General features: G+C 46.3%; 22 protein-coding genes. 1 reads left to right on the top strand and 21 read right to left on the bottom strand.

Going from position 1 to position 24,031, the window contains the following annotated elements:
• Positions 1–50: 50 nt before the first annotated feature.
• From DW835_RS16225 to DW835_RS16235, 3 genes are read right to left on the bottom strand one after another with little or no spacing between them, the layout of a single operon-like run.
• Positions 51–692, bottom strand: a complete 642-nt coding sequence (locus DW835_RS16225; RefSeq protein ID WP_117465527.1) for an HAD family phosphatase — start codon at positions 690–692, stop codon at positions 51–53.
• Between the two features lie 2 nt (positions 693–694).
• The gene (locus tag DW835_RS16230; protein ID WP_182430339.1) at positions 695–3,928 is read right to left on the bottom strand and encodes a GLUG motif-containing protein; all 3,234 of its coding nucleotides are present in this window, start codon (positions 3,926–3,928) and stop codon (positions 695–697) included.
• Positions 3,819–6,431, bottom strand: a complete 2,613-nt coding sequence (locus tag DW835_RS16235) for an MMPL family transporter (RefSeq protein ID WP_118731428.1) — start codon at positions 6,429–6,431, stop codon at positions 3,819–3,821. Before DW835_RS16235 ends, DW835_RS16230 begins: the two co-directional genes overlap by 110 nt.
• A 324-nt stretch (positions 6,432–6,755) precedes the next feature.
• Between DW835_RS16235 and DW835_RS16240 the strand changes: the two genes are divergently transcribed.
• The gene (locus DW835_RS16240) at positions 6,756–7,325 is read left to right on the top strand and encodes a TetR/AcrR family transcriptional regulator (protein WP_118731429.1); all 570 of its coding nucleotides are present in this window, start codon (positions 6,756–6,758) and stop codon (positions 7,323–7,325) included.
• On the opposite strand, the gene DW835_RS16245 is transcribed toward DW835_RS16240, so the two are convergent.
• The 18 genes from DW835_RS16245 to ybaK all read right to left on the bottom strand — a co-directional run bounded on the left by DW835_RS16245 (position 7,300) and on the right by ybaK (position 23,919).
• Complete coding sequence (locus tag DW835_RS16245; protein WP_118731430.1) at positions 7,300–8,043, bottom strand: hypothetical protein; 744 nt, start codon at positions 8,041–8,043, stop codon at positions 7,300–7,302. The two genes, DW835_RS16240 and DW835_RS16245, sit on opposite strands and share 26 nt — an antisense overlap.
• 167 nt (positions 8,044–8,210) lie before the next feature.
• The gene (locus DW835_RS16250) at positions 8,211–8,702 is read right to left on the bottom strand and encodes a low molecular weight protein-tyrosine-phosphatase (RefSeq protein WP_118731431.1); all 492 of its coding nucleotides are present in this window, start codon (positions 8,700–8,702) and stop codon (positions 8,211–8,213) included.
• Between the two features lie 190 nt (positions 8,703–8,892).
• Entirely contained in the window at positions 8,893–9,438 is a 546-nt protein-coding gene (locus DW835_RS16255; protein ID WP_182430340.1) for a hypothetical protein, read from the bottom strand.
• 308 nt (positions 9,439–9,746) lie between these two features.
• Positions 9,747–10,511 (bottom strand): methyltransferase domain-containing protein, encoded by a 765-nt coding sequence (locus DW835_RS16260; RefSeq protein WP_023924069.1) that lies wholly within the window; start codon positions 10,509–10,511, stop codon positions 9,747–9,749.
• 60 nt (positions 10,512–10,571) lie between these two features.
• Positions 10,572–11,033, bottom strand: coding sequence for a transcriptional regulator (locus DW835_RS16265; protein ID WP_207665431.1), 462 nt, complete (start codon positions 11,031–11,033; stop codon positions 10,572–10,574).
• A complete protein-coding gene (locus DW835_RS16270) occupies positions 11,006–11,386 on the bottom strand; it encodes a hypothetical protein (protein WP_147353737.1) in 381 nt (126 codons plus the stop codon). The genes DW835_RS16265 and DW835_RS16270 overlap by 28 nt, the downstream gene beginning before the upstream one ends.
• On the bottom strand, positions 11,347–11,673 hold the full coding sequence (locus DW835_RS18120) for a hypothetical protein (RefSeq protein WP_182430342.1): 327 nt from the start codon (positions 11,671–11,673) through the stop codon (positions 11,347–11,349). Before DW835_RS18120 ends, DW835_RS16270 begins: the two co-directional genes overlap by 40 nt.
• A 26-nt stretch (positions 11,674–11,699) precedes the next feature.
• Positions 11,700–11,948, bottom strand: a complete 249-nt coding sequence (locus DW835_RS16280) for a hypothetical protein (RefSeq protein WP_118731434.1) — start codon at positions 11,946–11,948, stop codon at positions 11,700–11,702.
• Between the two features lie 50 nt (positions 11,949–11,998).
• Positions 11,999–14,398, bottom strand: coding sequence for a hypothetical protein (locus DW835_RS16285; RefSeq protein ID WP_118731435.1), 2,400 nt, complete (start codon positions 14,396–14,398; stop codon positions 11,999–12,001).
• Between the two features lie 286 nt (positions 14,399–14,684).
• Entirely contained in the window at positions 14,685–15,182 is a 498-nt protein-coding gene (locus DW835_RS16290) for a DNA-deoxyinosine glycosylase (RefSeq protein ID WP_118537754.1), read from the bottom strand.
• On the bottom strand, positions 15,169–16,392 hold the full coding sequence (locus tag DW835_RS16295; protein ID WP_118731436.1) for an acyltransferase: 1,224 nt from the start codon (positions 16,390–16,392) through the stop codon (positions 15,169–15,171). The genes DW835_RS16290 and DW835_RS16295 overlap by 14 nt, the downstream gene beginning before the upstream one ends.
• A 36-nt stretch (positions 16,393–16,428) precedes the next feature.
• Positions 16,429–17,643, bottom strand: a complete 1,215-nt coding sequence (gene pncB, locus DW835_RS16300) for a nicotinate phosphoribosyltransferase (RefSeq protein WP_117568774.1) — start codon at positions 17,641–17,643, stop codon at positions 16,429–16,431.
• A gap of 54 nt (positions 17,644–17,697) precedes the next feature.
• Positions 17,698–18,273, bottom strand: coding sequence for a cysteine hydrolase family protein (locus DW835_RS16305; RefSeq protein WP_118731437.1), 576 nt, complete (start codon positions 18,271–18,273; stop codon positions 17,698–17,700).
• A 103-nt stretch (positions 18,274–18,376) separates the two neighbouring features.
• On the bottom strand, positions 18,377–19,867 hold the full coding sequence (locus tag DW835_RS16310; protein WP_117465504.1) for an AAA family ATPase: 1,491 nt from the start codon (positions 19,865–19,867) through the stop codon (positions 18,377–18,379).
• Complete coding sequence (locus tag DW835_RS16315; RefSeq protein ID WP_118731438.1) at positions 19,854–21,623, bottom strand: methyl-accepting chemotaxis protein; 1,770 nt, start codon at positions 21,621–21,623, stop codon at positions 19,854–19,856. Before DW835_RS16315 ends, DW835_RS16310 begins: the two co-directional genes overlap by 14 nt.
• Positions 21,601–22,266, bottom strand: a complete 666-nt coding sequence (locus DW835_RS16320) for a YkgJ family cysteine cluster protein (RefSeq protein WP_118731439.1) — start codon at positions 22,264–22,266, stop codon at positions 21,601–21,603. The genes DW835_RS16315 and DW835_RS16320 overlap by 23 nt, the downstream gene beginning before the upstream one ends.
• Positions 22,267–22,276: 10 nt before the next feature.
• Complete coding sequence (gene mtnA, locus DW835_RS16325) at positions 22,277–23,371, bottom strand: S-methyl-5-thioribose-1-phosphate isomerase (RefSeq protein WP_118731440.1); 1,095 nt, start codon at positions 23,369–23,371, stop codon at positions 22,277–22,279.
• A gap of 56 nt (positions 23,372–23,427) precedes the next feature.
• Complete coding sequence (gene ybaK, locus DW835_RS16330) at positions 23,428–23,919, bottom strand: Cys-tRNA(Pro) deacylase (RefSeq protein WP_118504846.1); 492 nt, start codon at positions 23,917–23,919, stop codon at positions 23,428–23,430.
• Positions 23,920–24,031: the final 112 nt, after the last annotated feature.

Genomic DNA, 24,031 nt, shown 5'->3' on the forward strand with positions numbered 1-24,031 from the left:
GCTTCTGGAGTGCTGACCAAAAGCGTTTTGTCTACAGTCTGTAGCCACCTCTAAATGAGGTGGCTGATATCTGCCAGGGTCGGTACGCAGGCATACAGACATTTTTTTAATTTTTCATCTGGCTGTGTCTGATCCGGCACCATCACAACCTTACAGCCGGCGCGGTAAGCACTCATGACTCCGTTGGGAGAATCCTCCACGGCCATGCACTCTTCCGGTGCCAGTCCCAGCTGCTTGCAGGCATAGAGATAAATATCCGGGGACGGCTTACCTTCTGCTACCATAGTGGCCGAAATCAGTTTCTCAAAATACGGCCGAAGTCCTGCCATCGCCAGATATTTTTCCGTCCGCTCCAGATCCGTCGCTGTGGCAACCGCTGCGGTGATATGCCTTTTTTTCAGATCTTCCAGAAGCTCCACGGCACCGGGCTTGCATTTGATGCCCTCCCGGTCCAGTGTTTCTTCCATCATCTCTTTTCGTTTGTCACGCACCACATAATAGTCAAAATCTTCACCGTACCAGTCCTTGAGCTGTCTGGGGGCAAAGGGGCGTCCCAGACTGCGCATCGTAAGTGCCTGCTCATCTGTCATGGTATACCCACAGGCTGCCAGTGCCTTCGGCCAGAAAATACGGTAATATTTTTCGGTATCGATCAGCGTACCGTCCATGTCAAATAAAACTGCCTGAATCATTGTTATTCCTCTGCGTCAGCCGTCTGTCCGGCATCTTCTGCTGCATCCGTTTTGCCACTCTGGTCCTCGTCAGCTTTTCCGGCTTTCCGGTCACGTTTTGCCGCCTTGCGCGTCTTCCGGCGTTTTGCCGCTTTTTTCCCTAACAATACGATCAACAGGATCACGACTGCACCACCGACGATGCAAAGTACGATCAGCAGTGTATGACTGCCCTCGGCCTCTACCGTGCGGAAGCTGCCGGGCACTTCCATGGTAAACTGTCTATAGCTGCCGATCACAGTGGATTCCACTTCCGTGTACTCTCCATCCTGTGCTACCTCTATGACAGTGTTATCCGCATCCTCACAGTAGACACGCAAGGTTGCTTCTCCGGTATAGTCCGGTGCATCCTCTTCCATGGAATTGGTCATGGATACTGTATAAGTATTTCCCTCTACCTGCAGATGCAATGCTGCATTGGGATAGAAGTTGCCTTCTGCCATAACCAGTGCCTTATTGTTATCGTTTTTCTCTGCGGAAGCAATGGATGCGGTCCATTCCTCATACTCTGCTTCCAGCACTTTATTACCGGTAATATCACTGAAATCATAATCCGGCCATACACCGTAATAGCCATCCTTCTCCGGTACTTCCGGAATCTGGTCTGCCGACAGATAATCCCCGTAACCGCATTTATAGGAAGCCACTTCTACACCATCCGCCTGGAAGGTAATGGTAAACTGTGAGAAAGCGTCCGGAACGTCTTTGCTGCAGAATTCCTGGTAGGACAACGGGGTAGCACCGCCCTGATAACCAATGCCGTCTACGCCACCGGCTCCGCCTTCCACATAATAGTTGCCATACAGAGTTCCATCATCACTGACTTTTCCGGCAATGCTGCCCTGGCCTTCGCCGGACATATCCAGATCATTGTACGCATAGCTGTAGAAAATATCACAGCCTTCTCCGGCAATACCTCCGATATTATTTTTACCGGTGATCCTGCCCATGCTGTAACAGCTGCGGATCGCATAGCTGGCAGATCCGGCAATTCCTCCCACATAGCTGCCTCCGGTACTCTCTACGGGTGCATAAGACTCACAGGAAATGACTGCGCCATATTCTGCTTTACCGACCACACCGCCGACATAGTCTTTTTTACCGGTCACGTCTCCAAGGTTGCGGCTGTCTCTGATGACTGCCTTGACCGTCTGCTCCACATCGAAACTCTCCGTTCCGGTTAAAGTGATATCGTCCTCAGGGTCAAAATCGTATTCCGTTGCCACCTGTCCAACGATACCGCCCACATTCGTATCGGCTTCCACCGTACCGCGGTTCACACATAAGGTGACCTTTCCCTTCTGGAAGCTGGAAGTATCATAGCGCGCTTCTTCGGTTTCTTCCGGTTCTGCGGTGTCATCCTCCGCATCGGGATCTCCGGGGTTCACCTCTTCCTTGCTGGCTGACTCATCCGAAGTATCTTCTACAGAAATTCCTTCATACCGGAAGAGATCATCCCGGATTTCGCTGACCAGATTCCGCAGAACTCTGGCCTGATCCATCAGCTCATCCATGTGGGCACTGGTGCTGTCTGTCCCGGCTTCCAGTACATCCCCCAACTGACCCAACTGGTCAAAAGCCTTGTCGAGCCTGTCATTCAGTGTGTCCAGATTATCTTTGATACCGCCACTGCGATCCGTGGAAGCATTCGTCATGTTATCCAGATGCTTGGTGGCATTCTCTCCGAATTTTTTCAGTGCCGATTTATAGCTCTCCGTATCGTTCGGTACGGTGATGGTAATGTTTCCTCCACTGACGTCATGATCGCCATCGCCACCCCAGTTACCATTCCAAATGTCATTTCCACTGATGGTAACGTCATGACTGTTGCCGTTATTCTTGTCATTATCCGCCTGCTTGTTCAGATCGTCATTCAGGACTTTCAGATCGTTGCTGACGCCGTTCAGCTCCTGATTGTAAATATACCACAGATCATGAGCGGTCCCGGTCAGAGAACTTCCCGCATTGTTGGCATCTTTCAGGTTCGAACTGATACTCTTGGCAATACCGGATGCCTGTTTGCTATAGCTGCTCACATCTTTCTGGGTGGCATCCAACATATCCAGGAATTTGTCTGTCTCCGTATCCAGTTCCTTCAGCTTGTCACTGAGATACTGGATTTCCAGGAACGGCTCCATCTGACCCACGATACCGCCCACATCTTTTCTGCCCTGCACATATCCGGTGTTGGTGCAGTTCTGCAGATAGCCCTGATGCAGTCTGCCTACGATACCTCCGGTATTGTAGCCTACGTGCTGGTAGCCGATGGCACCGGAATTGGAGCAATAATAAATCTTACCATCCGAAATACCTGCGATACCGCCGGTGTCCGTATGAGCTGCCACATTGGAGGTACTGTTAATCTGCTCCAGATTGTCCATGGTGATATCTTCCAGATCATAAGTCACTTCCGTGCTGTACGTATTGATATTGCCATTGTTGCTGCAGTTATTCAGAATACCGTGGTTGTTGCCCACAATACCGCCTGCGGAATGATTGCCGATCACATTTCCGGAGGATTCACACCGACGGATCTCTCCGCTCTCGGCATTGACTCCGGCAATACCGCCGACATCCGTATCACCGACCACATTTCCGGTAAATTTACAATTTTCAATGCTGCCATAGTTCACACCGACGATACCGCCGACCTGATCCTGACTTCCAGAGGGAGATACTTCCCCCGTGACCGTAAGGTTGCGGACTTTTGCTCCCTCCTGCACATAGCGGAACAATCCCACTGCCGAACCGTCTCCGGTCAGTTTCACATTGGAAATAGTAAAACCGCTGCCGTCAAAGATTCCTGCAAACGTAGGAATACTGAGTTCACCTGTCATGCTCAGAACAATGTCGTTCTGCAGCACTACTTTTTTATCTCTGGACCAACTGTCCAGTACACAGTTCTCCACCAGTTTCCGCAGATCCTCCTCCGTGCTGATCTCTATGACTGCATAATCCTGCTCCTTTATCGTGCTGCTATAACCGCTGCCGCCTCTGTACTGCTCATAGGTCAAAGTTTCTGCTGCATAGGCGGTGGCCGGTGTCTGCAGGATCAATGCTGCTCCCAGCAGGAAACATAATAATCTCTTACTGTTCATCTTCTGTTCCCTCGCTTTCTGCTGTTTTTTCTTTATCCGAAGCTTTCTTATCCGCAGCTTCTGTATCTGCTCCGGTTGCTTTCTGTCCGGCTGTCTCATCCTCCGGCAGCTCCTGGGCTTCCAGTCTGGGATAGTTTTCTTCCGGGGCATCGTCCCGCTCCTCCATCGTCACGGTATCCTTGGGACGCACCACCGCACCCATCTCACCATCAATGACACCGATGAAATCACCCTCCAACACACCATTGACATAACCCTTGATGTGACCGTTCATACGGATTCTTCCGGCAGAGGGCAAAGGCTTTGCCAGATCCCGTTTCAGTGTAAATGCTGTCTTCTGAATAATGATATCTCCGATCAGCAGTGTCTGCGGCAATGCCAGCAGTACCAACAAAATAGATGTCAGAGTACCACGACCAAGAGCCAGTCCGATGGCCGCTACCGCTGCATTGGAAGATACATAGCTGATAATAAATCCCGCAGATACCAGCATGGATCCGCTGGTAACAATGGTAGGGAACGCCTGGTTCAGTGCTTCGATGGCGGCTTCCTTGATCGGCATATAGGTCTTCAGATCCATGTAACGGCTGGTGATAACGATAGCGTAGTCGATCGTTGCACCCATCTGGATCGCAGATACTACCAGATATCCCAGGAAATATACATTTTCATTCAACAGATACGGCAATGAGAAGTTCATCCAGATACTACCCTGAATCGTTACAACCAACAGTACCGGCAGACCGGCGGACTGGAAGGTGAACAGCAGGATGATCATAACGAACAATGCTGTCAGCACCGTGATGATCGTATTATCCGTTGCGAAGGAATCGCCCAGATCCTTATCACTGGTGGCGTTACCGACTAGCAGAATGTCATCTATATTATAGAACTTTGCCACGGTATTACGGATCTGATCCAGTGCTGCTGTGGTCTCTTCTCCCTCATAAGGAACATTCAATTCCAGAACAAATCGGGAATTGTCTTCGCCCAGCAGCTGATCTTTCGCAATACAGATCTGGGAATAAGCATCCGTCAGAGTTTCTTCCAGATCATCGTCCAGTGTGATGTTGCCGCTTTCTTTCTGATCATAAATGAACAGGAACATATCAATAAACGGAACTTCGTATTCACTGACGCCACTGACCAGCGCACCATAATCGCTCTGATCCAGTGCATATGCCGAATACAACATATCCGCCACTTCAATATCCAGATCGATCAGTTCCGCAAACTGCCTGGGGGTCAGCTTATCCGTCAGCATATAGCCGTCCATGGCCTCGATATTGCCAAGTCCCTGACAGGATTTCACCACATCCAGCTTTTCCAGAGCTTTCAGTGTCTGTGCCTCTTTTTCATAATCACCGTTCGGCACAATGACCGCCAGCTGGTTCACCATACCGAATTCCTTATTTACCATGCTGACGGAGAATTTATTATCACTCATAGTACTGGATTCCAGAGTGTTGGTATCGTACACGTAGTTTGCCTTATTGGACAGGAAAAATGCTATAATAACACCTACGATCAGAATAGGCGGTATAATGTAGCGGGTAGCCACACAAAACTTACCGACTGCTGTGATCTTCGGAACGAAGCTCTTGTGATGGGTGTTGTCGATGGCCTTGGAAAAGGTCAACAACAGTCCGGGCATCAGGAAGAATACGGCCACCATACTGAAAATAATGGATTTTGCCAGAATGATACCCATATCATAACCAATTCTAAACTGCATGAACATCATGGCTACCATACCGGAGATGGTGGTCAGGGAACTGGAGGAAATCTCCGGGATTGCCTTACTCAGGGCCACGATCACAGCCTCTCTGGCATCCTTGTCCTCATGTTCTTCCATAAAACGGTGAGCAAGAATGATAGCATAGTCTACTGCCAGACCTAACTGCAGTACCACCGCAATAGAGTTCGTTACAAAACTGATGGTTCCGAACCAGTAGTTCGTACCTTTGTTCAAAATAGCTGCCACAATAAATGTAGTCAGATAAACCGGGATTTCCGCATAAGTCGTAGAGGTAAATAACAATACGGCTACGATAACCACTGCTGCCAACAACAGAATGACGATCATATCATTATTCAAGTCATCCGCGTCACGCTCTTCCTGACCGATATCGGAAGAATAGTAAACATCATAATCGGACAATGCATCCAGTACTTTATTCAGATGCTGTTGTGTAGCTTCCGTGTCTGCTTCCTCATCAAAAGTGACAGACAATAAAGCCTCCATGTCATGATAATGATCCTCGGTGTCATCGAAATCCAACATGCTGACACCGTCCATCTCCTCCACCTGATCTGCCAGTTTCTGTGCCTCATCAAACGTCACGTTACAGATCAGGATCCGGGCGGAGCCATACGTGGTAAATTCCGAATCCATCAGATCCAGTCCCCTCCTGGTCTCTGTTGTGTCCGGCAAATAAGTGGTCAGATCGTTATTAACCTTGACTCTGTTCATGGATAATACGCAAAATATGCATAAAACAATAAAGATCAGATAAAATCCTTTTCGTTTGTCTACAATGAGCGTGGCAAGTTTCATCATAAAGGAATTATCTTTTTTGTCTTTTTCTGCGTTGTCTGCCATAGTTCCCTCCTGCTTTTTCTCTCTTTGTACCCTTATTTATGTATCTGTTTTTGTATGCCTCTAGTTTAAAAGGTTTCCCCGCATCTGTAAAGACTTACTACAAAGATGAGAAATTGTATTAATGTCATTTAATGAACTTGTGTTGATTTTCTGCCACATGCAAAATATAATAATGGGGAAGAAAAAGCAAGCTACAGATTTTTTGTGATTGTTTATTTTTAGACATTTTCGCGATGTTCGTCTATTATTTTAGAAAAAATTCAGATTTGTATTACATATAGGAAATGATTTCTTCTTTTCCCGGAAAGGCTGGTGGATTGTCTTATGGAAAAAATGGATCGCCGTGTGCGCAAGACCCGGGCTCTCTTATTACAGGGTCTGGTAAAAATGTTGGAAACCCACGATATTCAGGATATCTCCATCAAGGAACTGACCGAACTGGTGGATATCAACCGTGGAACCTTTTATCTGCATTACGATGATATCTACGATATGCTCCATAAAGTCGAGGATGAAATGTTCCAGGAATTTAATGAAATCATGGAGCAGAAACCGGTCGTTACCAATTCTCTGGCCTCTCAGGGGCCATTGTTGGAATTCTTCCGTTTTCTGGACCGAAACAGGGATCTGGCCAAGGTCATGATCGGCCCTCATGGGGATCTGGCTTTCGTCAATCGTCTGAAAGATCAGATTGAAAAGCGCACCCTCCAGGTTCTGGAAAGCGCGCAATCCGATGCCAACTATAAATATCTCTGCTCCTTCATCATCACCGGCTGTGTCGGTGTCGTAGAGACCTGGCTGAAAGAATCCAATCCCCAGTCTCCGGAAGAAATGGCAGAAATTCTGGGAACCATGCTCTTACGTCAGCTTAATTTTGCTCCGGAACCTGCATAGGCTGTGTCGGCTCCGGCATGCCTACGCTCAATGAAGTCACTGTCTCACCATCCAGGAAGAAAGATACGGTATCGCCTACCTGAAGTTCGTCCAGAGTGGCATCTTCTCCGTCAATCGTAATGATCGTATCGTCATTGACTGTGATAGTCATAGTATCTCCGCTGAGAGTTAAGGTCATCTGATCCAGCATGTCTTTCTCTGGTTTCTGACCGTTCGGTGCTTCTCCGTTGGGCGCGCTGCCATTGCCATCAGGAGTCTGGCCGTTCGGTGCTTCTCCGTTGGGTGCGCCACCGTTACCATCAGGGACCTGGCCATCCGGTTTCTCACCGGTCGGAGCTTCGCCTGTGGGTGCCTCACCGCTAGGAGCCTGACCATTGCCGTCAGGGGCCTGACCATCCGGCTTTTCTTCGCTGGGTGCCTCACCGGTAGGAGCTTCACCATTGGGAGCTTCCGGCTTCTCTGCCAGTGCGATGGAGATCACATTGCCATCAATGGCAGTGATCTGGCCGAGATAAGATTCCACCTTCTCTTCACCGCTCTCCGTGCTCTCCGTCGTACTCTCCGGTGCGATCGTCTCTTTATTTTCCGATGCTTCCGTGCTTGCTGCACTTGCGGTGGTCGATCCGCCACAGGCTGTAAATCCTGTCATCACCATAGCAGCTGTCAACACTGCACACATTACTTTTGTATTCACCTGGGGTAAATTCCATCTTCTCATATTCTCATTCCTCCTGTTCCATTAAAAATCTTGTGAACATTTCTTTCCCCTTATCTGCCTCTTATGATAAAGGACATCTGCGAAGGAATTGTGAGAAAAATGTGGTGATTCTGTGAACTTTTCACGCATGACACATTTGTCATATGTACAGTATTGGCAGTGTCAGATCATGTGTCGATTTTGCTGTTTTGTTGTAAATATTCAAGGAACGCGGTACAGCCTTCCAGAACGTCATCGTAGGTCGTTCCAAAATCTCCCGTATACCATGGATCCGAAATATCCCGTTCCGATCCCGCATAAGAAAGTAGCTTCGCTACTTTCCCCTCCGGATCTCCCTCGAATATCCGCAGCATGTTGCGGATATTCGCACCATCCATACCAATCAGATAATCATATTCCGCATAATCCGCTCTCGTCACCTGCCTGGCCCGCTTCCTCTCACAGGAGATCCCATGCCTCGCCAGCTCCGCCTTCGCCGGCGGATACACCGGATTCCCGATGCCGTTCCAGATTTCCTCTGTACTGGTGGCCGCGGAGGCAATCTGGAAGTAGGCGGCGAGACCGGCATCGGATACTAATTTTTTCATTACGAATTCCGCCATGGGGGAACGACAGATGTTGCCGTGGCAAACCATGAGGACTTTTATTTTTTCTCGCATAGCTTGGTATAACCTCGATTTTCCTTGTATTTACAATGGTTCTAGCCATTTTCCTTAGAACCCTATCTCGATATATCTTAGCATATTATTTCTTATCTTGGTAGGTAAAAGCTGTACAAATGGCTGTAAATTTTACCACTCGTACAGCAGTCCTATTTTTTCTCCCAGTTTTATACCGCACTCACTCTTTTCAATTCTCTCTTGGCATTCTCCATATCCACCAATGCCATACATGCCGTTCATGAATATGTGGTGTTGCTTCATCAAGATGCAAAGCCCAGTCCAGTATATGAACATGGGAACCATACCGTCTGTTAAATTCCTCGAAATATTCTGCACTGACCTGTGCAAGCACATCAGCAGACACCGCACCGTCCATGTTTCCAAGCTGTAATAAAGTTTCTTCCGGACACGTTTTATTATTTTCAAGAATAGCATCAATCGTTTTTACTCGGTCATAGTGTCTTGCTTTCCGGTTTCTCTCATTCTGACCGTCCACATGGTCTGAATATTTCTCAACATAATATGCTTTTTCTATTTCCGTAAAAGTGAATCTCGCCCGCTCGTCCTTATCATTCTGCAGGCTGTACCCCTGATAACAATCCCAGTACACATTCATCTTCGTTCTCTCTGCGTCAATATGCTCACTATTTTCTACATCAAATCTGCGGTCATTGTGCTTTGCGTCATAGGTTCCATGCTTGCCTGACCGTCCATTGTGCCTAGTTGCTTTCATGCTAATCTTTCCTTTCTTTCCATAAAAAAAGACCAAGTAAATCTCTCTACTCAGTCTGTTTATCGTAACAATATTTAGTTCTTTTCCCGAAGGGAATTGCAACGAAGTTGCTTAATCTTGTGAAGCTTTGCTACAAGCAATACCCAGTACTTAGTGGCGAAACGCCACTAACTGGGCAATGGTTGCACCCTTGACCGGCTAAGGCGCTTCGCCCTTAACCCGAGCGGAGTCTTTCTCCTGCACCTTGCGTAAGGCTCTGCCTTTACAATCCAACAACCTGAAAGTTTCTTTTTCTTGATAAATGGGGATTAGTTTTCCTTTTTTCCAATCAGCAATAACCACCTATGGTCAAAGCATATTTGTCCCTCCTTGATATAGGGATTAAAACCTGTTTTATCTCCACCATTCAAATCGTATTCCATTTTATCAATAATATCTTTTTGAATATCCTCTGGTGTACTTGTCAAATCCATCCAACTTTGTAGATTTACAGGAACAAGTGTTGTTTCTTCAAGCTGAAGCTCAAAAGCATCCTCAAACAATGCTTCAAATTCTTCTCTGCTAAGTATTCTTGTATGTGAGTTATCACGCATCGTTTCAATAGCGTCATTAGTTTCACGCAATTCTTCTGTAGTCGCTACCATATCCCAAATAACAAGTTTTCCACCTTTTTTCAAAACTCGTTGCATCTCCCGAAAAGGCTTTTCAGGCTCAACAAAATGGTGCAATGAAAGTCTTGTAATCACAAGGTCAAATGTTTCATCTTCAAAAGGTAAGCATTCCGCATTCCCCGATACAAATGATATGTTCTGAATACCTTCTTGCTTTGCCAGTTTTTTTCCCTGCTCCAACATTGCTTCTGTCAAATCCAAACAAGTAATGTCCTTAACATAGGGAGCCACTGCTCTTCCACATATACAGGTTCCAGCAGCAACCTCCAATGCATGTTCATTGCCCTTTGCCTGAATACTACGAATCAAATAATCGGTATATTCTGCCTTAGACATATGATATGAAGCAAATTTCTCTGCTTGTGTACCAAATGATTTTTTCACTTCATTATAGTTATTCATAAACTTTTACCTCGCTGTAAACTTCAAAGTTTCTGTTCCGTACAAACTGGAAGTTTCACCTTATCTGGTTAAAACATGTTTGCAATATTTTGTACATCCACATTTTGGACAAGTTAACTTTCTTTTGGTAATTGTATGAGGTCCCATAACATAGGATTTCATATCAGGAACAAATCGCTCCTTGCATTCAGGACATTCAAAGGCTCCTGCTTCTCTGTCTAATACACATGCAATAGCGATTCCCATTACCGTTATTGCAAATCCAATCCCCATCAATAGCACTCTAGCCCATACCTGCATTTCAAACATTCCCGCAACAACAAATAAAGGTACTGCTGCAACGATTACCAAAACACTAACCATTGCAGACATTATAATCTTCTTTTTACTCTCTTGAGCTTCTTTCACTAAATTCACCATATTTTCCTCCGCTTTCTTTTTATAATCCATCGCTTGCAATCTTTCACCAGATAGAAGTTCATTTACTGTAATTTCTAGTTCATTGCAAAGTGGAAGTAACAATGATACTTCTGTTCTTCGTAATCAATACTATCTCCAACATATAAACCATGCGCAGAAAAATTTCGTGCTTGCAACGCCTTCTTCTCTTTTTTACCAACGGGCATGTCTATTCCTTCAAAAAAATGTGTTAATTGTTCACTCACAGACATGCGGTTCATACCTTCAACACTTCTCTTCATTCTTTCCACATACTCCGTTCCTGCAAACTGTGTTTCCACCATTTTTTTTATTGGTTTTATTCTTTTAGAAAAATCTTTTTTGTCCATAAGCACTGTTTCTGGATTAATTTCAACTTCTTCATACCACTTTCTTTTCAAATTTTCCAATGCAGCGGAAAGTATAGGTAAGTCCATAGGCTGTGTAACTTTTTGAGCATACCAATATGCCGAAAAAAAGAAGCAAAATCAAGTTTCTCATATAATTCCGAAAATGGCTCTATATATTTTTGAATTGTATCCAAATAATTATGAAGAAACGATACATCATCTTTAATAGGCGTCTTTGCCCCAGATATACATTCTTTTTTTATATCAAAACCATATGTCCCTGGATTTTTCATAACGAAACCGATTTGATTGCCATTTTCGTCAAATGAAGACTCCCCTACATACATCAATCTCTTTCCAACAAAAAAACTCAAATACTCTCTAATTTGTTTTCTTTCTTCTATACTTGGAATTCTTCCATACTTCTCAAAATAAGAAATACTAAGATTGGTACTCCATGAAGGTCCATATTTGTTCCCAACAAAATGAATGTCAAATCAGAATAAATGTATCCTTCGCTTCCATCAGCACCGTGATAGTATCCACTTCCATCAGAATATCGATAAGACTCTCCACCCTCATCATCACCATTTATAAATCCGCAGTCATCAGAAAACAGAAAATCTTTTCCGTTATTCTTCTTTGCCATGTTCTCACCTCGATTTCAGTGTTATTATCCACCCCATTTCTCAATGCAATTTATCCTTGTACCTGCAAGCCTTCTGCAAAAGAGCTGTTGTACTTGAGCATATTCTTTCGGGCAACTTTCATTGCTTCCACAGATTCTTCTGCCTTTTTTATAGATTCTGCAATGGTTTTTTTCTCTTTGCCCTTTGCAACATCTTTCTTTAATCTGAGTTCCACAAGACCCTTTTCGACTTCAGTAATATTCTGAAGATATTGCTCATACACGCTGTTAGAAAACTCGACATCGTGTTCATCATTAAGGAAAATTTCTCGTACAGAAGTGAGCAATTTTGCCGATTGCATAATGGTATTTTTCTTACCTAAAAGTCCTGCTGAACCAACAGCACCACCGACTCCGGCACCAACCCCTATTCCAAGTGCAGCTCCGCCGCCAACGATAGCAATTGTTCCACCAAGCATTCCAGCACCGCCTGCTGCTATAGCACCTCCACCAAGATATGCAAGACAGGCGCTGGTCAATGCTGCCCCACTAAGCCCGGCAAAATTTGAGCCTACCAATGCCACAGCAATCGGTCCCGCAAAGGCACCCGCAGTTGCAACAGTAACTATTGAGATAACCGCAGTGATGGACAGAGACGTAATCACAGTCTTAAGGACCTCATTAAGTTCATTCATTCGCTTGTCATAAGACTTACGCAATCGTTTTACATATTCTTTTTCACAATACTTGCCCGTAAATTGCTCGTTTAGGAATCGGTCACCTTCGCTTTTTTTGAAACCGTTAATCGGATTGTTCAGATGCTTGTATTTTTTGCACGGTACATCATTACCTTTTTTATCCTTCTCCATTCCAAGCGGATAATACGGTTCAAACAACATTGCTTCAAGAAGAATTAATCGATACCACGGTTCATTAGGATTTTGTCCGGCAATGCACTGTTGCAATTCATCCATAGTGTACCAATGCATTTTCGCTCCAGGAACCTGTGTAAAACTCTCAAAACCATCAGAGGTAAACTTCGCCCAGTCTTGAAGCCATGTAGTTTTCAGTTCTTTAACGCCTTCTCTGGTTATAGGAATGTTGGTACGCTCTATATCATTGAGTGTTTTGTAATATTCAAGGTTATAAAGTATCTCTGTCTGCTCCAACGAAAGACCGAGTTTATCCATCTGTATATCCATGTCTGCTCCTATTCTTTTATAGATATCTGCATCGGCTTTTCTGAATGTCTGCTGCTTTATATTCTCATACACATCTCGAACCTTTTTAACATTTCGAGCCTTAAGTCCCCAACTCACATCAGAACCGATAGCAACCGCAAATCTTCCCACACCTACATAATTAATGGATACCCAATATTTTTGTGTTGCAATTGCCTCACCCATATCAAGTGCAGTAAATACCCCCGTTGAAACAGTCAGCATACGTGCAATGGTCGGGTTGTTTGCGGGCTTAACAGAATTCCAGTCAATCTTCTTCATGTCTGCAAGGCAACTCACACATTTTTCTTTCATTGCCATTGCAAGTCGTCTTATAAAATAAAATGCACGCACAATGCACTCGTTAGCAATTACCGGAACAGCCTGTTTACATAATTCCACAGCAACACCAAGTTCGCCACGCAAATCAAATTTAACAACGGACTCCTTGATAATCTGTCCATTTTCATCACGCTGCATCATAAGCGTACCGTTAAACAACTTTGAAAGAAAGAGGGACAATGACATATCATCATCGACCTTTATATCCTTGAAAAACGGTATTGCCGAAATCTCCTTTGCCAAAGCAAGGATTGGTCCAGGAATTCCCGTACCACCGGTAACACCCGCCGTGCTGCTTGACCCAGCAACATCACTTACAAGATGGAAGAACCATGTTATAGTTCCCATTAAAATCTTCTGCGGTACATCCTTTCCAATGAAAGGCTTGCTTTTTTCCGGAACATCAACAACAAGGAATACCCCGTTAACATCTGTTCCATATGATTTTTCCGTAAACTGCGTTAATAAAGAGAATGCCAAACCTACAATTGTTGGATGGTGAGCAAAATCTCTCAGATGATGTTGCAGTCCACCACCGAAATCAGGTGTATTTCCATCACTCGGAATTGGAAATCGTTTCTCCAACGCTTTCACTGCGGATTTTACATCATCAAATTTCTCGCCCTCAAACATTTCTGCTGTCTTTTTTACGAAGGCATCCACTTTATCACTGGCAATACTGCGTCCATTCGTCAGATCAAACTCTCCGACCCAAAGAATGTCCAATAGGCCACAAGCAATACCACTTGCAATTGCGACAACATAATCCAAGTTATCCGCCTGGCTTGATAATAATTCAATCTGACTATTCAAATCATAAATGGCTTTATCAAAATCAAATTCTTTTGAGCCGATAAACCCATCATAGGGTATCAATTCATATTTTATATCCACATTTTCCTTGCTCAATTTATATTACCAAGCCTTTCTCCGCTATCTACAAGTTTCCCTTGCCCTCCATTTCCGCATCCTTACCATAATGCTAATTTATAATTTAGTCAATCATGCTTTACTAAATTATATTTTACTATATGCCATATATAAAAACAGACCGCGCATCCTTATTAGATGCGCGGTCTGTTCTATACGATAATCCCCTTTTGCTTTTGATACCTTTGGTATCATTTCTTAAATTATATAAAACATTTCATGAATTGTCAATAGTACTTTCATTTTTTGTCGTATTTTTCAAAAATTATAAAAGTACTATCGTCTCCCGCCACACTTCGCACAAACTCTCCAGCCTCCATGCCGCATTGGCCGGGCTGGTGGAGGGCAGCACCGTGGCTTCTATGCCGGTCAGGGGCAGCTGATATTTTCGATAAAGCTCTCCTGCTTTGTTACCGTTGGCATAGATCCGCGTGATCTGTGATTCCGCCAGGATCCTTCGAATATCCGTCGGCTCCACATTGCGGATGCTACTGTCGCTGGATCCCTTAATATCGCAGCTCTGGATCACATCCCATATGGCGATATGATGGGTCAGCAGCATTTTCTTTTTCTCCTCTATGGTCTCCGGCACCGGTTCCCCGCACAGATCTGCCATCACTTTCCAGAAACGGTTCTGCTTATGTCCGTAATAAAAATGGTTCTCCCGGGATTTCACCGAGGGCAATGTTCCCAGGATCAGCACCAGCGAATCCGCATCGTACACCGGTGCAAACGTGTGCTCAATATGTTCATATTCTGTCATGCTGTTTTCCTTCTTCCTTATGGCTGTCCCTGTCTTTCAGCAGATATCGGGCCGCAGGAATTTCCACGATCAGAGTAACCGCTACCGCCACCGCCGCAGACACCACGATAATCAGTATCTGATATTTCCACTGCCATACACGGTCACCTGTCATATTTGGCGGCGTATCCCCGCTCCAATAAGGAATTCTTTTTTCTTTCAGCCAGACGGCGATCATCTGATGCCAGAGATACAGATTATAGGAAAATTTGCAAAAAAGTGATGCCACCCGGTTGGAATATAGTTTCTGATAATATTCTCCCGCACAGGCCGTACTGAAAAGGAACAATGCAAACAGAAACGACTGCACCAGCCTGCTCTGCAGCTGAACTGCCTGCAGATTCACATCCCCGTCGTATTTATGAATCATCCCGTTCATCAGAAAAATACACAAAACAGAGATCACTGTTCCTGCCAGCCGCGAGTATTTATTTTCTGTCACATATTTCTTCCACATGACATGCAGGATGCAGCAAAGCATGCCATTGGCATAGATTCCCATAAACGTCAGAATATTATTTCCATAATTTCTCTCTTTTCCCGCAAAACAGTTCAGAATTACCGCAGTACTTGTAACGGAAATCATCAACATCACACTATAAGTGGCAAAGGCCCACTTGCGGAACAATCTTGCGATCCACGGCAGCAGCAGATAATAGATCACTTCCATCTGTACCGTCCATAACACGCCGTTAAAAGAGGTGGATATATAAGTGTCCGACCAGTTTGGTGCAACGCAAAATACATGTGTCACAATATCCTTGCACAATGCTCCCACATTCCGATATTTATGCCCAGGTAAAATATAAAAAAACAGATCGATCGTCAGCATAAAATAGTAAGAAGGCAATATTCTTGCTGCCCTCTTTCTGTAAAATTTCTTCGTATCCGGCCAGTCCTCTCCCAGAACAATAGATCTGGCATAGGGATAAAAATTGCAGAATGCGCTGAGCAGGATCATCATATCCACAAAAACGAATCCATATCTGACCCATCCAGCAAGGTTGATCTCCGTGAGTCCAATATATTTTGTGTACTCTGTTGGAATCCGAAGATACGGTGTCAGCCATGTCTGCTGCCAGAAATGAAACCACACTACCATCCCGATGGCTATGGCACGGATTCCATCCAGCACACCGATTCTGTTTTCTATTCTGTTTTTTTCATCCATGCTGTATTCCCGCCGTTTCTGATTTTCTGCTGCTTCCTATCTGTCATGTTCCAGTCTCCATCTGATACATCTGGTGAGATAATCCACGTAATCCGCATTCTTACACATTTCCTTGCCGGGAGTATCGGAGATCTTTGCCACATCCATGCCGTTGCAGGCAGTGGTCTTCATGACAATATTCAACGGTTCCTCGCAGGTATCATTGGCAATATAGGTTCCGATACCGAAAGCCACCGTCACCCTGTCCCGGAATGCCTTACGCAGTTCATCTGCCCGTGCAAAGTCCAGGCCGTCACTGAACAGCAGGGTCTTGCGCTTCGGGTCAATCCCCAGAGATTCATAATGAGATATCAGCTTCTCCCCCCATGCAAAGGGATCCCCACTGTCATGCCGCACGCCGGAAAACAGAGTGGAATAGGTCAGCTGGAAATCTTTCAGGAAACAATCTGTGGTGATCGTATCCGTCAAAGCAATTCCGTTCAAAATGCCATACTCTTTCACCCAGGCATCCAGGGCATACCAGTTGGAATATGCCGGATTGTGCTTGTGATTGCCCTGCCCGGTACACATGATCCATTCATGGGCCATAGTGCCTACCGGTGTCACGTTCCATTTCTTTGCCAGATAGACATTGGAGGTACCAATGCAGGCGGAGTCCTTATAATCCTTATTGTGACCCACCAGCTCCTGTACTGCCAGTTCCTGTGCCTCTGCAGAGAGACGGCGTCTCAGACCGAATTCACTGAAATTTCCAAGGCAATACGTTCCGTCCACCAGCTTCTGTAGCTTGTCTGCCAGACGCTCCCGGAAGGAGGCATACAGCTTCTCATAGTCATAATTCATACGGAAAAATACTTCATTAACAATAGCCAGCGTTGGAATTTCATACATGGAAGTATTCAGCCAGGAGCCCTTCGTCTCGATAGTCAGGCCACAGTCTGCCTCTGTGCCGATCTCAAAATCCTCATATCTGGGCTGCCACAGCCGTAGGAAATCCACATAGGAACCCTTGATCCATTTTACGTTTTCCAGATAAGCCAGTTCTTCTTCCGTAAAACGTAAGTCACAATAGGCCCGGATCTGCGCCTTGATTTCTTCTACCATTTCAGATGTGAAAAATACATCTGTATTCCTGCATTTGAAGGTCCAGGTAGTCTTATAAGCGCTGAACTGGTGGTAGATACACTGTCCCATAGAGAACTTGTACATATCATTTTCCAGTAAGCTGTTGATGATCTGTGGTAATTGCATGATTTTATCCTCTTTCTCTCTTAGATTCACAACTGTGTAAATATGATATGTTCTCTAAATCACATCCGCCTGGATCGGTCCCATAGCTGCGATGGCCGTCTGGTGCGTCTTGGGTGTCACACAGGCACAGGCCTTCTCAATGACACACACTCTCGCTTCCGGTACAAATGCCTTTGCCATGACCACATTGCTTAACACACAGATTCCGGTGCAGAATCCGGTAAAATCCACTTCCATGGGATATTCACCCTCTGCTGCCTCTCCTGTTGCCATCACCTCTTCCCAGATTGCCTTCAGCGTATTTCCAAAATCCAGACTGCCAAAAGTAGGCTTTTTCACCGTAAGGATCTGTTCCGGCGCATAATGCTCCTGTACCGCCTTCACGATATCCGGATGGATCTTATATCCTTCTGTGCCTTCCTGTCCGTGCAGAACGGGCAGACGCTTTCCTTCCTGGGTGTGCAGATAATCCGCCGTATGGGTATCCTTTGTAAAAATCACCTTGTAGTATTCCCCGCTTTCTGCTGCCGCAACGATATACTTTACCGCCGCCTCGCACTCCTTGTTTCCCAGCGCTCCGGTGATGAATTCGTTCTGTGCATCCGTGATCACTAATACTTTCTTTGTCATGTCCCTCTCCTCTACTCGTTTTTCTATAATGATGCCGGGCAAAAGCCCCCGACTTTGCACAAAAAGCAGGCAACCGCATCCTGCGACTACCTGCTTCTATTACTTATAGAAATAATTTCTTCACTTTTTCTGCATCAAATACAACTTCCTTTACCCCGTCCACTTCGATCTGATACAGGGCATTGGCTGCCAGATGCTCCGCCGCCTGCTCAAGGTCACGGATTCCACTGGTGTTGGAATAGATCTCCACCACCGCATCCAGTCCCTCTTCGGTGAGTGTGCATTCGTCTGCCTGCAGTCCAATCCTTTTCAGCACCTTCGGCAATGCAAATCTGGAGAAAATGATCTTCTTCTCCTCCGGTGTGTAATCCGGGATGTCGATCACTGCAAAACGGGACATTAACGGAGCACTGATCTGCTCCTTGTCATTGGCAGTGGCGATGGGGTAGACACCAAAGGTGGGAACGGTACATTCCATATAGTTGTCCGTGAATCCCAGATTGTCAAGCAATGTCAGAAGCACATCCGCCGGATTGCCGTTACCCTTGCCGTTTGCCGCCTTGTCCAACTCATTGATGATGAATACCAGATTAGACTCTCCCGCCATGGAAAAAGCCTCCATGATAATGCCCGGCTTGGCATTGGCATAGATTCTGGAGCTTCCGGTCAGCTGCTCCGGATCGTTAATGGAACTCATGTCCAATGTTGTCCAGGGCAATTTCAGGATCCTCGCCACCGCATAAGCGATCTGGGATTTACCGGTTCCGGCCGGACCCACCAGAAGCAGTCCGTAAGCCGGTAAGGTGTGGGTACGGTTAATCTGGATAATGGTCTCCATGATCCGCTGCTTGACTCTCTCCATACCGTACAATTCCTCGTCCAGGATCCGTCTGGCTTCCACCGGATCAATGGCTTCGAAGTAATTGCCCTTCCACTGAATGTTCATCATGATGGACAGCGCTCTCTGGGCATGTCTTCTCTCTTCCGGAGACACCTCATGGGATCTGGCCACCGCCAGATTTCTTCTGGCCCACAGGCGGATGTTTTCCGGCATGGTCCTTCCAGCACATGTCATGAAATCGGAGATACTCTGAAGGCTGGTAAGCTTCATATCATCGCCGTCTTCCTCTTCGTCCTCCCCCTGTTCCTCTTCTGCGGGAGCACTGCTGGCGAACAGTCTTTCCATCATGAACTGTAAAAATCCATCTTCTGCCGAAAGCTTGGTTCCGCCGCCAAATGCAGTCTCTCGGATCTTGTATACCGCATAGCCTTCTTCCCGGTTTTCCCCGGAAAGCCGGACATTGATGTGATTTTCTCCTAACCATCTGACGAGGCTTACGAATCTTGCATCGATCTGTAAAATATCGGCATAGGCACTGCTGCCCTCTTCCCTGAATTCGAAATTCGTGCGTTTGTTCTGATTGCCGAAGACACCGATAGCATGGTGCTTCCACGGTTCGCTGCTGTTGTCCAGGATCAGGATCGGCTTTTCGGGACTTGCCGCAGCCTCATTGGAACGGAACATGGTATAGGTGCATACGGGATCCTGCTTCTTCTCATTTTCCGGAATACTGCTGAAATCAAATACCGGCATTGTCAGCCTCCTTTTTTCTCGCCTGAATCTTCTCCTCATCGATCAGCTTGAACTGCTTTACCAGATTGGTCATATTCTCGGACTGAGCCAGCAGTTCCTCACTGGTAGCGGATAATTCTTCTGCTGCCGCAGAGTTGGACTGTACGATCTCGGAGATCTGGTTCACACCGCTCTCCGCCTGATTCATGGCATCTGACTGAGCAGCTGCAATCTGGTTCAGTTCCTCAGAATCCTGTGCGATCCTGCGGACGCCTTCCACGATAACGCTCAACGTCTGGGACGCATGATCCACAGCTTCATTGCCGGCATGGATCTCCTCCAGTGTACCGCCGATCAGCTCTCTGGTATTGACAGCGGACTGCGCACTCTGCTCTGCCAGCTTACCAATCTGGTCTGCCACCACAGCAAAACCTCTTCCGGCCTCCCCCGCTCTGGCTGCCTCAATGGACGCATTTAAGGACAGCAGATTGGTCTGACTGGCAATATCCTCGATCTCACCGATGATGTTGCTGATCTTCTCGGAAGTCTCGTTGATCTGTTCCATGATCTCCATCAAATGATTCATCTCGGTACGGCCTTCATCTGCCTTAGCAGAGTATTCCTGTGCCTGCCTGCTGGAATTCTTGGTATGCTCTGCAGTATTGTCTACCATAGAGGTAATATTAGTAATGGTTGCCTGTAGCTGCTGTACGGCTCCGGCCTGCTCAGTAGCGCCCTCTGCCAGAGACTGTGCGGCATCTGCCAGGCTTCCGGCACCCATGGATACCTGGCCGGATACGGAATTTACATTGTACAATGCTTCGTTCATCTTATATTTGATATCTCTCAGGGCTTCCTTCAATTCATCCAGATCCCCTGCATAGAGATCGGGGTAAAGAAATTTTACCGTCCAGTCACCATTTGCCATGGCATTCAGAGCCTGCTTGATATCCTCAATGATCATTCGCAGATTTTCAGCCATTGCAATGGCGGCACGATTCATCTCTGCCACTTCGTCCTCTGTCTTTACTTCCGGGAACTCTGAAGACAGATCACCTGCAGCAAACCCATCCAGTCTGTCTGCCAGCGCTTTCAGCGGTCCGGCGATTCCTTTGGCTATTCTTTTTCCCGCTTTTTCAGATCCCGCAAAGCCTACTCCGATGATCAGAAGGATTACAATAAAAATAACCACACGGAAAACATTCAGTTTGGCTTCCATGGCATTTCCGTTCGTTACACTGCTGTCCAACAGGCTCGTCATATCTGCATAGACCTGCTGGAACACGGGATCCATCTGTTCGCCTGCCATCTGCTGTGCCTGCATCCGCTTAGCAGAATCGGAAGCTGTTCCCAGTTCCAGTATCTGTGCCTCGATCTGCTGATAAGAAGCTACGCCGTCCTTGATCTGCTGGTAGGTAGCTCTTCCCTCATCCGTGATCATGTCATCTTCCAGGGCACTGATATAGGTATCCAACTGTTCCGCCGTCAGGTCATGGGCATTTTTTGCTGTAGCGATCAGTGTATCGTCATCATAGCCGATGGCGGCACGGGTCTCACTCCGCATCTCCGCGATAACGATCATCGCCTTACCGATGTCACCCTGCGCGAAACCGTAATGCTTCAAGGCGTAGGAATACTGATAACTCACGATTCCCATGGCCACACAGGCGATGACACCCGTCATGCTCAGCAGTATCGTGGTCTTACGAAATACTTTCAATAGGCGCTTCTCAATGGAGAGCTTGTTTAAACTGTTAAATCTGTCCGTTCTGTCCATTCCAATGTTCCATCCTCTCTGTAAACTGTGTGTAAAAATCTATCGTCCCCTCATACGGCAATAAATAAAACAGACGCAGCAGCAGGAGATTTTCTTCCCTCTGTTTCCCTTCGTCTTCTCCTGTCAGTCTTTCTTCCATGGCATGTAACAGGTCATGCCATTGTAAGGTAAATTGCTGATTGCGGGTCAGATCCGGAGTATCGATCCATTTACTGACTTTTATCTTGCTGCGGTTCTCCTTTGCACATTCCCCGGTCTGGAGAAAATAGGAAAATCCTCCATTTTCATAATATCTTCCCAGCGGAAACAGTCTGCAGATTCCAGGCCGGTACGGATGGATGCTGCATCTTCCTTCCTCATCCAGATAAGCGCAGGCTTCCTCTGTCCCCTGCATTTTCAGATTCGGTAAGATCACACCGTCCACCACATTGAGCTCCACCGATGCCGCTAATAGCTCCTGCATGCTTTTCCCCATTCCTGTAGTCATCCGGTACACATCATAGGGATCCAGGATAATGGAATTGCCCATGCCGTGACAACACCGAGAACAGCCATTGCAACCACCGCAATCCGCTTTTACCATATCATTTGCTTTGTATAATCGGCCGTCGGATATCTCCGCAAGGCTTACATTTCGCTTCATATCTACACCATCAGCCTCTCTGTGCCTTGCGTTCCATGATCTCCTTCAGGCTCTCGGTGTAAGGAGCTCTCGCCACCCCGTATTCCGTGACAATTCCGGCGATCAGTTCATGGTCCGTCACATCGAATGCCGGATTGTAGACCTTTACACCCTCCGGAGCCATGCGTTCCTTGTACCACATCTCAGTAACCTCTTCTGCCTTACGCTGCTCGATACAGATATCTGCGCCGGTGGCTGTGGCCATATCAATGGTGGAAGTGGGTGCACAGATATATACCGGCACTCCGTATTGTTTTGCTACCGCTGCCACCACGCTGGTACCGATCTTGTTGGCCGTATCTCCATTAGCCGCCACTCTGTCACAACCCACGAACACTGCCTGTACCCAGCCTTTGGACATCACGGACGCTGACATATTGTCGCAGATCAGTGTGACATCCACACCCGCGGAATGCAGTTCAAAAGCAGTCAGTCTGGCTCCCTGCAACAGGGGTCTGGTCTCATCCGCAAATACATGGAAGTTATAGCCCTTCTCCTGTCCCAGATAAATAGGTGCTGTTGCAGTACCATATTTTACGGTTGCAAGTTGTCCTGCATTACAGTGAGTCAGGATGCCATCTCCCGGTTTCACCAGTTCCAGTCCAAATTCTCCGATTTTTCGGCATACTTCCACATCTTCTGCCCGAATCTGCAAGGCTTCATCATGCAGGATTTCCTTCACTTCTGCCACTGTTTTGTGTTCTTCTCTGCCAGCCTTCACAGCCACGGCATTCATACGCTTCAATGCCCAGGACAGGTTGACTGCGGTGGGTCTGGAAGAATCCAGATATTCCTTATATTCGGTAAATTTCTCATAAAACTTTTCAAAATCTTCGGTCTCGATGCGGTTTGCCAGCAGATAAATACCCAGTGCCGCCGCTACGCCGATGGCCGGAGCCCCTCTGACTTTCAACAGATAAATGGCATCCCAGATTTCCTGTGCCGTATGTAAAGCGATCAGTTCGATCCTGCCGGGTAATAAGGTCTGGTCTATGATGATCACCGCATCCTGTGCTTCATCCAGTGCCACGGTGTCGTAATCGAGAATTGTTTTTTCTTTTTCCATAGATACTCCTTTATATATGTTTTCGTAATCGTCAGATCCTTACGGTATCTTCCCGGTTAATTTTCATGCCGGATAATATCGGCAAATTCTGCTTTCGCTGCCTTGGCCAGATCCTCCGGTGTCAGACGGATCTGAGATCCGATCTTGCCGCCGCTGACATAGATCTGCTCCTGTGTCTTTGCGCTTTCATCGATTCTGGTCACGTACTGCTTTTTCATGCCAATGGCAGTACAGCCGCCGCGGATATAACCGGTAATGGCGTTAATGTCCTTTACGTGGATCATTTCCACGCTCTTTTCCCCTACCGATTTCGCTGCCTTTTTCAGATCCAGCTCCGCCGCAATAGGGATAACGAATACAAAATAATTCTTGCTGTTGCTCACGGTGACCAACGTCTTATAGACCTGTTCATAGGGCAGGGATAATTTGTCAGCTATCTGAAGACCGTCCACGAATTCCTCACACTCGTAGGTGTGATGGGTATAAGGAATCTTCAAAGATTCCAGGATCCGCATTGCGTTGGTCTTTACTTCTTTTTGTTTTGCCATAAAACTACTCACGCCTTTCAACAACCTGCAAACTTTGAGCCGAAGGCACAAATTTGCAGGTGAAAAATTTATTTTTCACCTTGTTACCCTTGGTATCATTTTATTTTACTAT

This window comes from Clostridium sp. AM34-9AC (assembly GCF_003480225.1).
Classification (GTDB): domain Bacteria; phylum Bacillota; class Clostridia; order Lachnospirales; family Lachnospiraceae; genus Acetatifactor; species Acetatifactor acetigignens.

What these genes read in the sequence shown, in the direction of transcription:
- DW835_RS16225 (WP_117465527.1), bottom strand. Translation starts at nt 692, where the DNA reads ATGATTCAGGCAGTTTTATTTGACATGGACGGTACGCTGATCGATACC.
- DW835_RS16230 (WP_182430339.1), bottom strand. Translation starts at nt 3,928, where the DNA reads ATGAGACAGCCGGACAGAAAGCAACCGGAGCAGATACAGAAGCTGCGG.
- DW835_RS16235 (WP_118731428.1), bottom strand. Translation starts at nt 6,431, where the DNA reads ATGGCAGACAACGCAGAAAAAGACAAAAAAGATAATTCCTTTATGATG.
- DW835_RS16240 (WP_118731429.1), top strand. Translation starts at nt 6,756, where the DNA reads ATGGAAAAAATGGATCGCCGTGTGCGCAAGACCCGGGCTCTCTTATTA.
- DW835_RS16245 (WP_118731430.1), bottom strand. Translation starts at nt 8,043, where the DNA reads ATGAGAAGATGGAATTTACCCCAGGTGAATACAAAAGTAATGTGTGCA.
- DW835_RS16250 (WP_118731431.1), bottom strand. Translation starts at nt 8,702, where the DNA reads ATGCGAGAAAAAATAAAAGTCCTCATGGTTTGCCACGGCAACATCTGT.
- DW835_RS16255 (WP_182430340.1), bottom strand. Translation starts at nt 9,438, where the DNA reads ATGAAAGCAACTAGGCACAATGGACGGTCAGGCAAGCATGGAACCTAT.
- DW835_RS16260 (WP_023924069.1), bottom strand. Translation starts at nt 10,511, where the DNA reads ATGAATAACTATAATGAAGTGAAAAAATCATTTGGTACACAAGCAGAG.
- DW835_RS16270 (WP_147353737.1), bottom strand. Translation starts at nt 11,386, where the DNA reads ATGGACTTACCTATACTTTCCGCTGCATTGGAAAATTTGAAAAGAAAG.
- DW835_RS16280 (WP_118731434.1), bottom strand. Translation starts at nt 11,948, where the DNA reads ATGGCAAAGAAGAATAACGGAAAAGATTTTCTGTTTTCTGATGACTGC.
- DW835_RS16290 (WP_118537754.1), bottom strand. Translation starts at nt 15,182, where the DNA reads ATGACAGAATATGAACATATTGAGCACACGTTTGCACCGGTGTACGAT.
- DW835_RS16295 (WP_118731436.1), bottom strand. Translation starts at nt 16,392, where the DNA reads ATGGATGAAAAAAACAGAATAGAAAACAGAATCGGTGTGCTGGATGGA.
- pncB (WP_117568774.1), bottom strand. Translation starts at nt 17,643, where the DNA reads ATGCAATTACCACAGATCATCAACAGCTTACTGGAAAATGATATGTAC.
- DW835_RS16305 (WP_118731437.1), bottom strand. Translation starts at nt 18,273, where the DNA reads ATGACAAAGAAAGTATTAGTGATCACGGATGCACAGAACGAATTCATC.
- DW835_RS16310 (WP_117465504.1), bottom strand. Translation starts at nt 19,867, where the DNA reads ATGCCGGTATTTGATTTCAGCAGTATTCCGGAAAATGAGAAGAAGCAG.
- DW835_RS16315 (WP_118731438.1), bottom strand. Translation starts at nt 21,623, where the DNA reads ATGGACAGAACGGACAGATTTAACAGTTTAAACAAGCTCTCCATTGAG.
- DW835_RS16320 (WP_118731439.1), bottom strand. Translation starts at nt 22,266, where the DNA reads ATGAAGCGAAATGTAAGCCTTGCGGAGATATCCGACGGCCGATTATAC.
- mtnA (WP_118731440.1), bottom strand. Translation starts at nt 23,371, where the DNA reads ATGGAAAAAGAAAAAACAATTCTCGATTACGACACCGTGGCACTGGAT.
- ybaK (WP_118504846.1), bottom strand. Translation starts at nt 23,919, where the DNA reads ATGGCAAAACAAAAAGAAGTAAAGACCAACGCAATGCGGATCCTGGAA.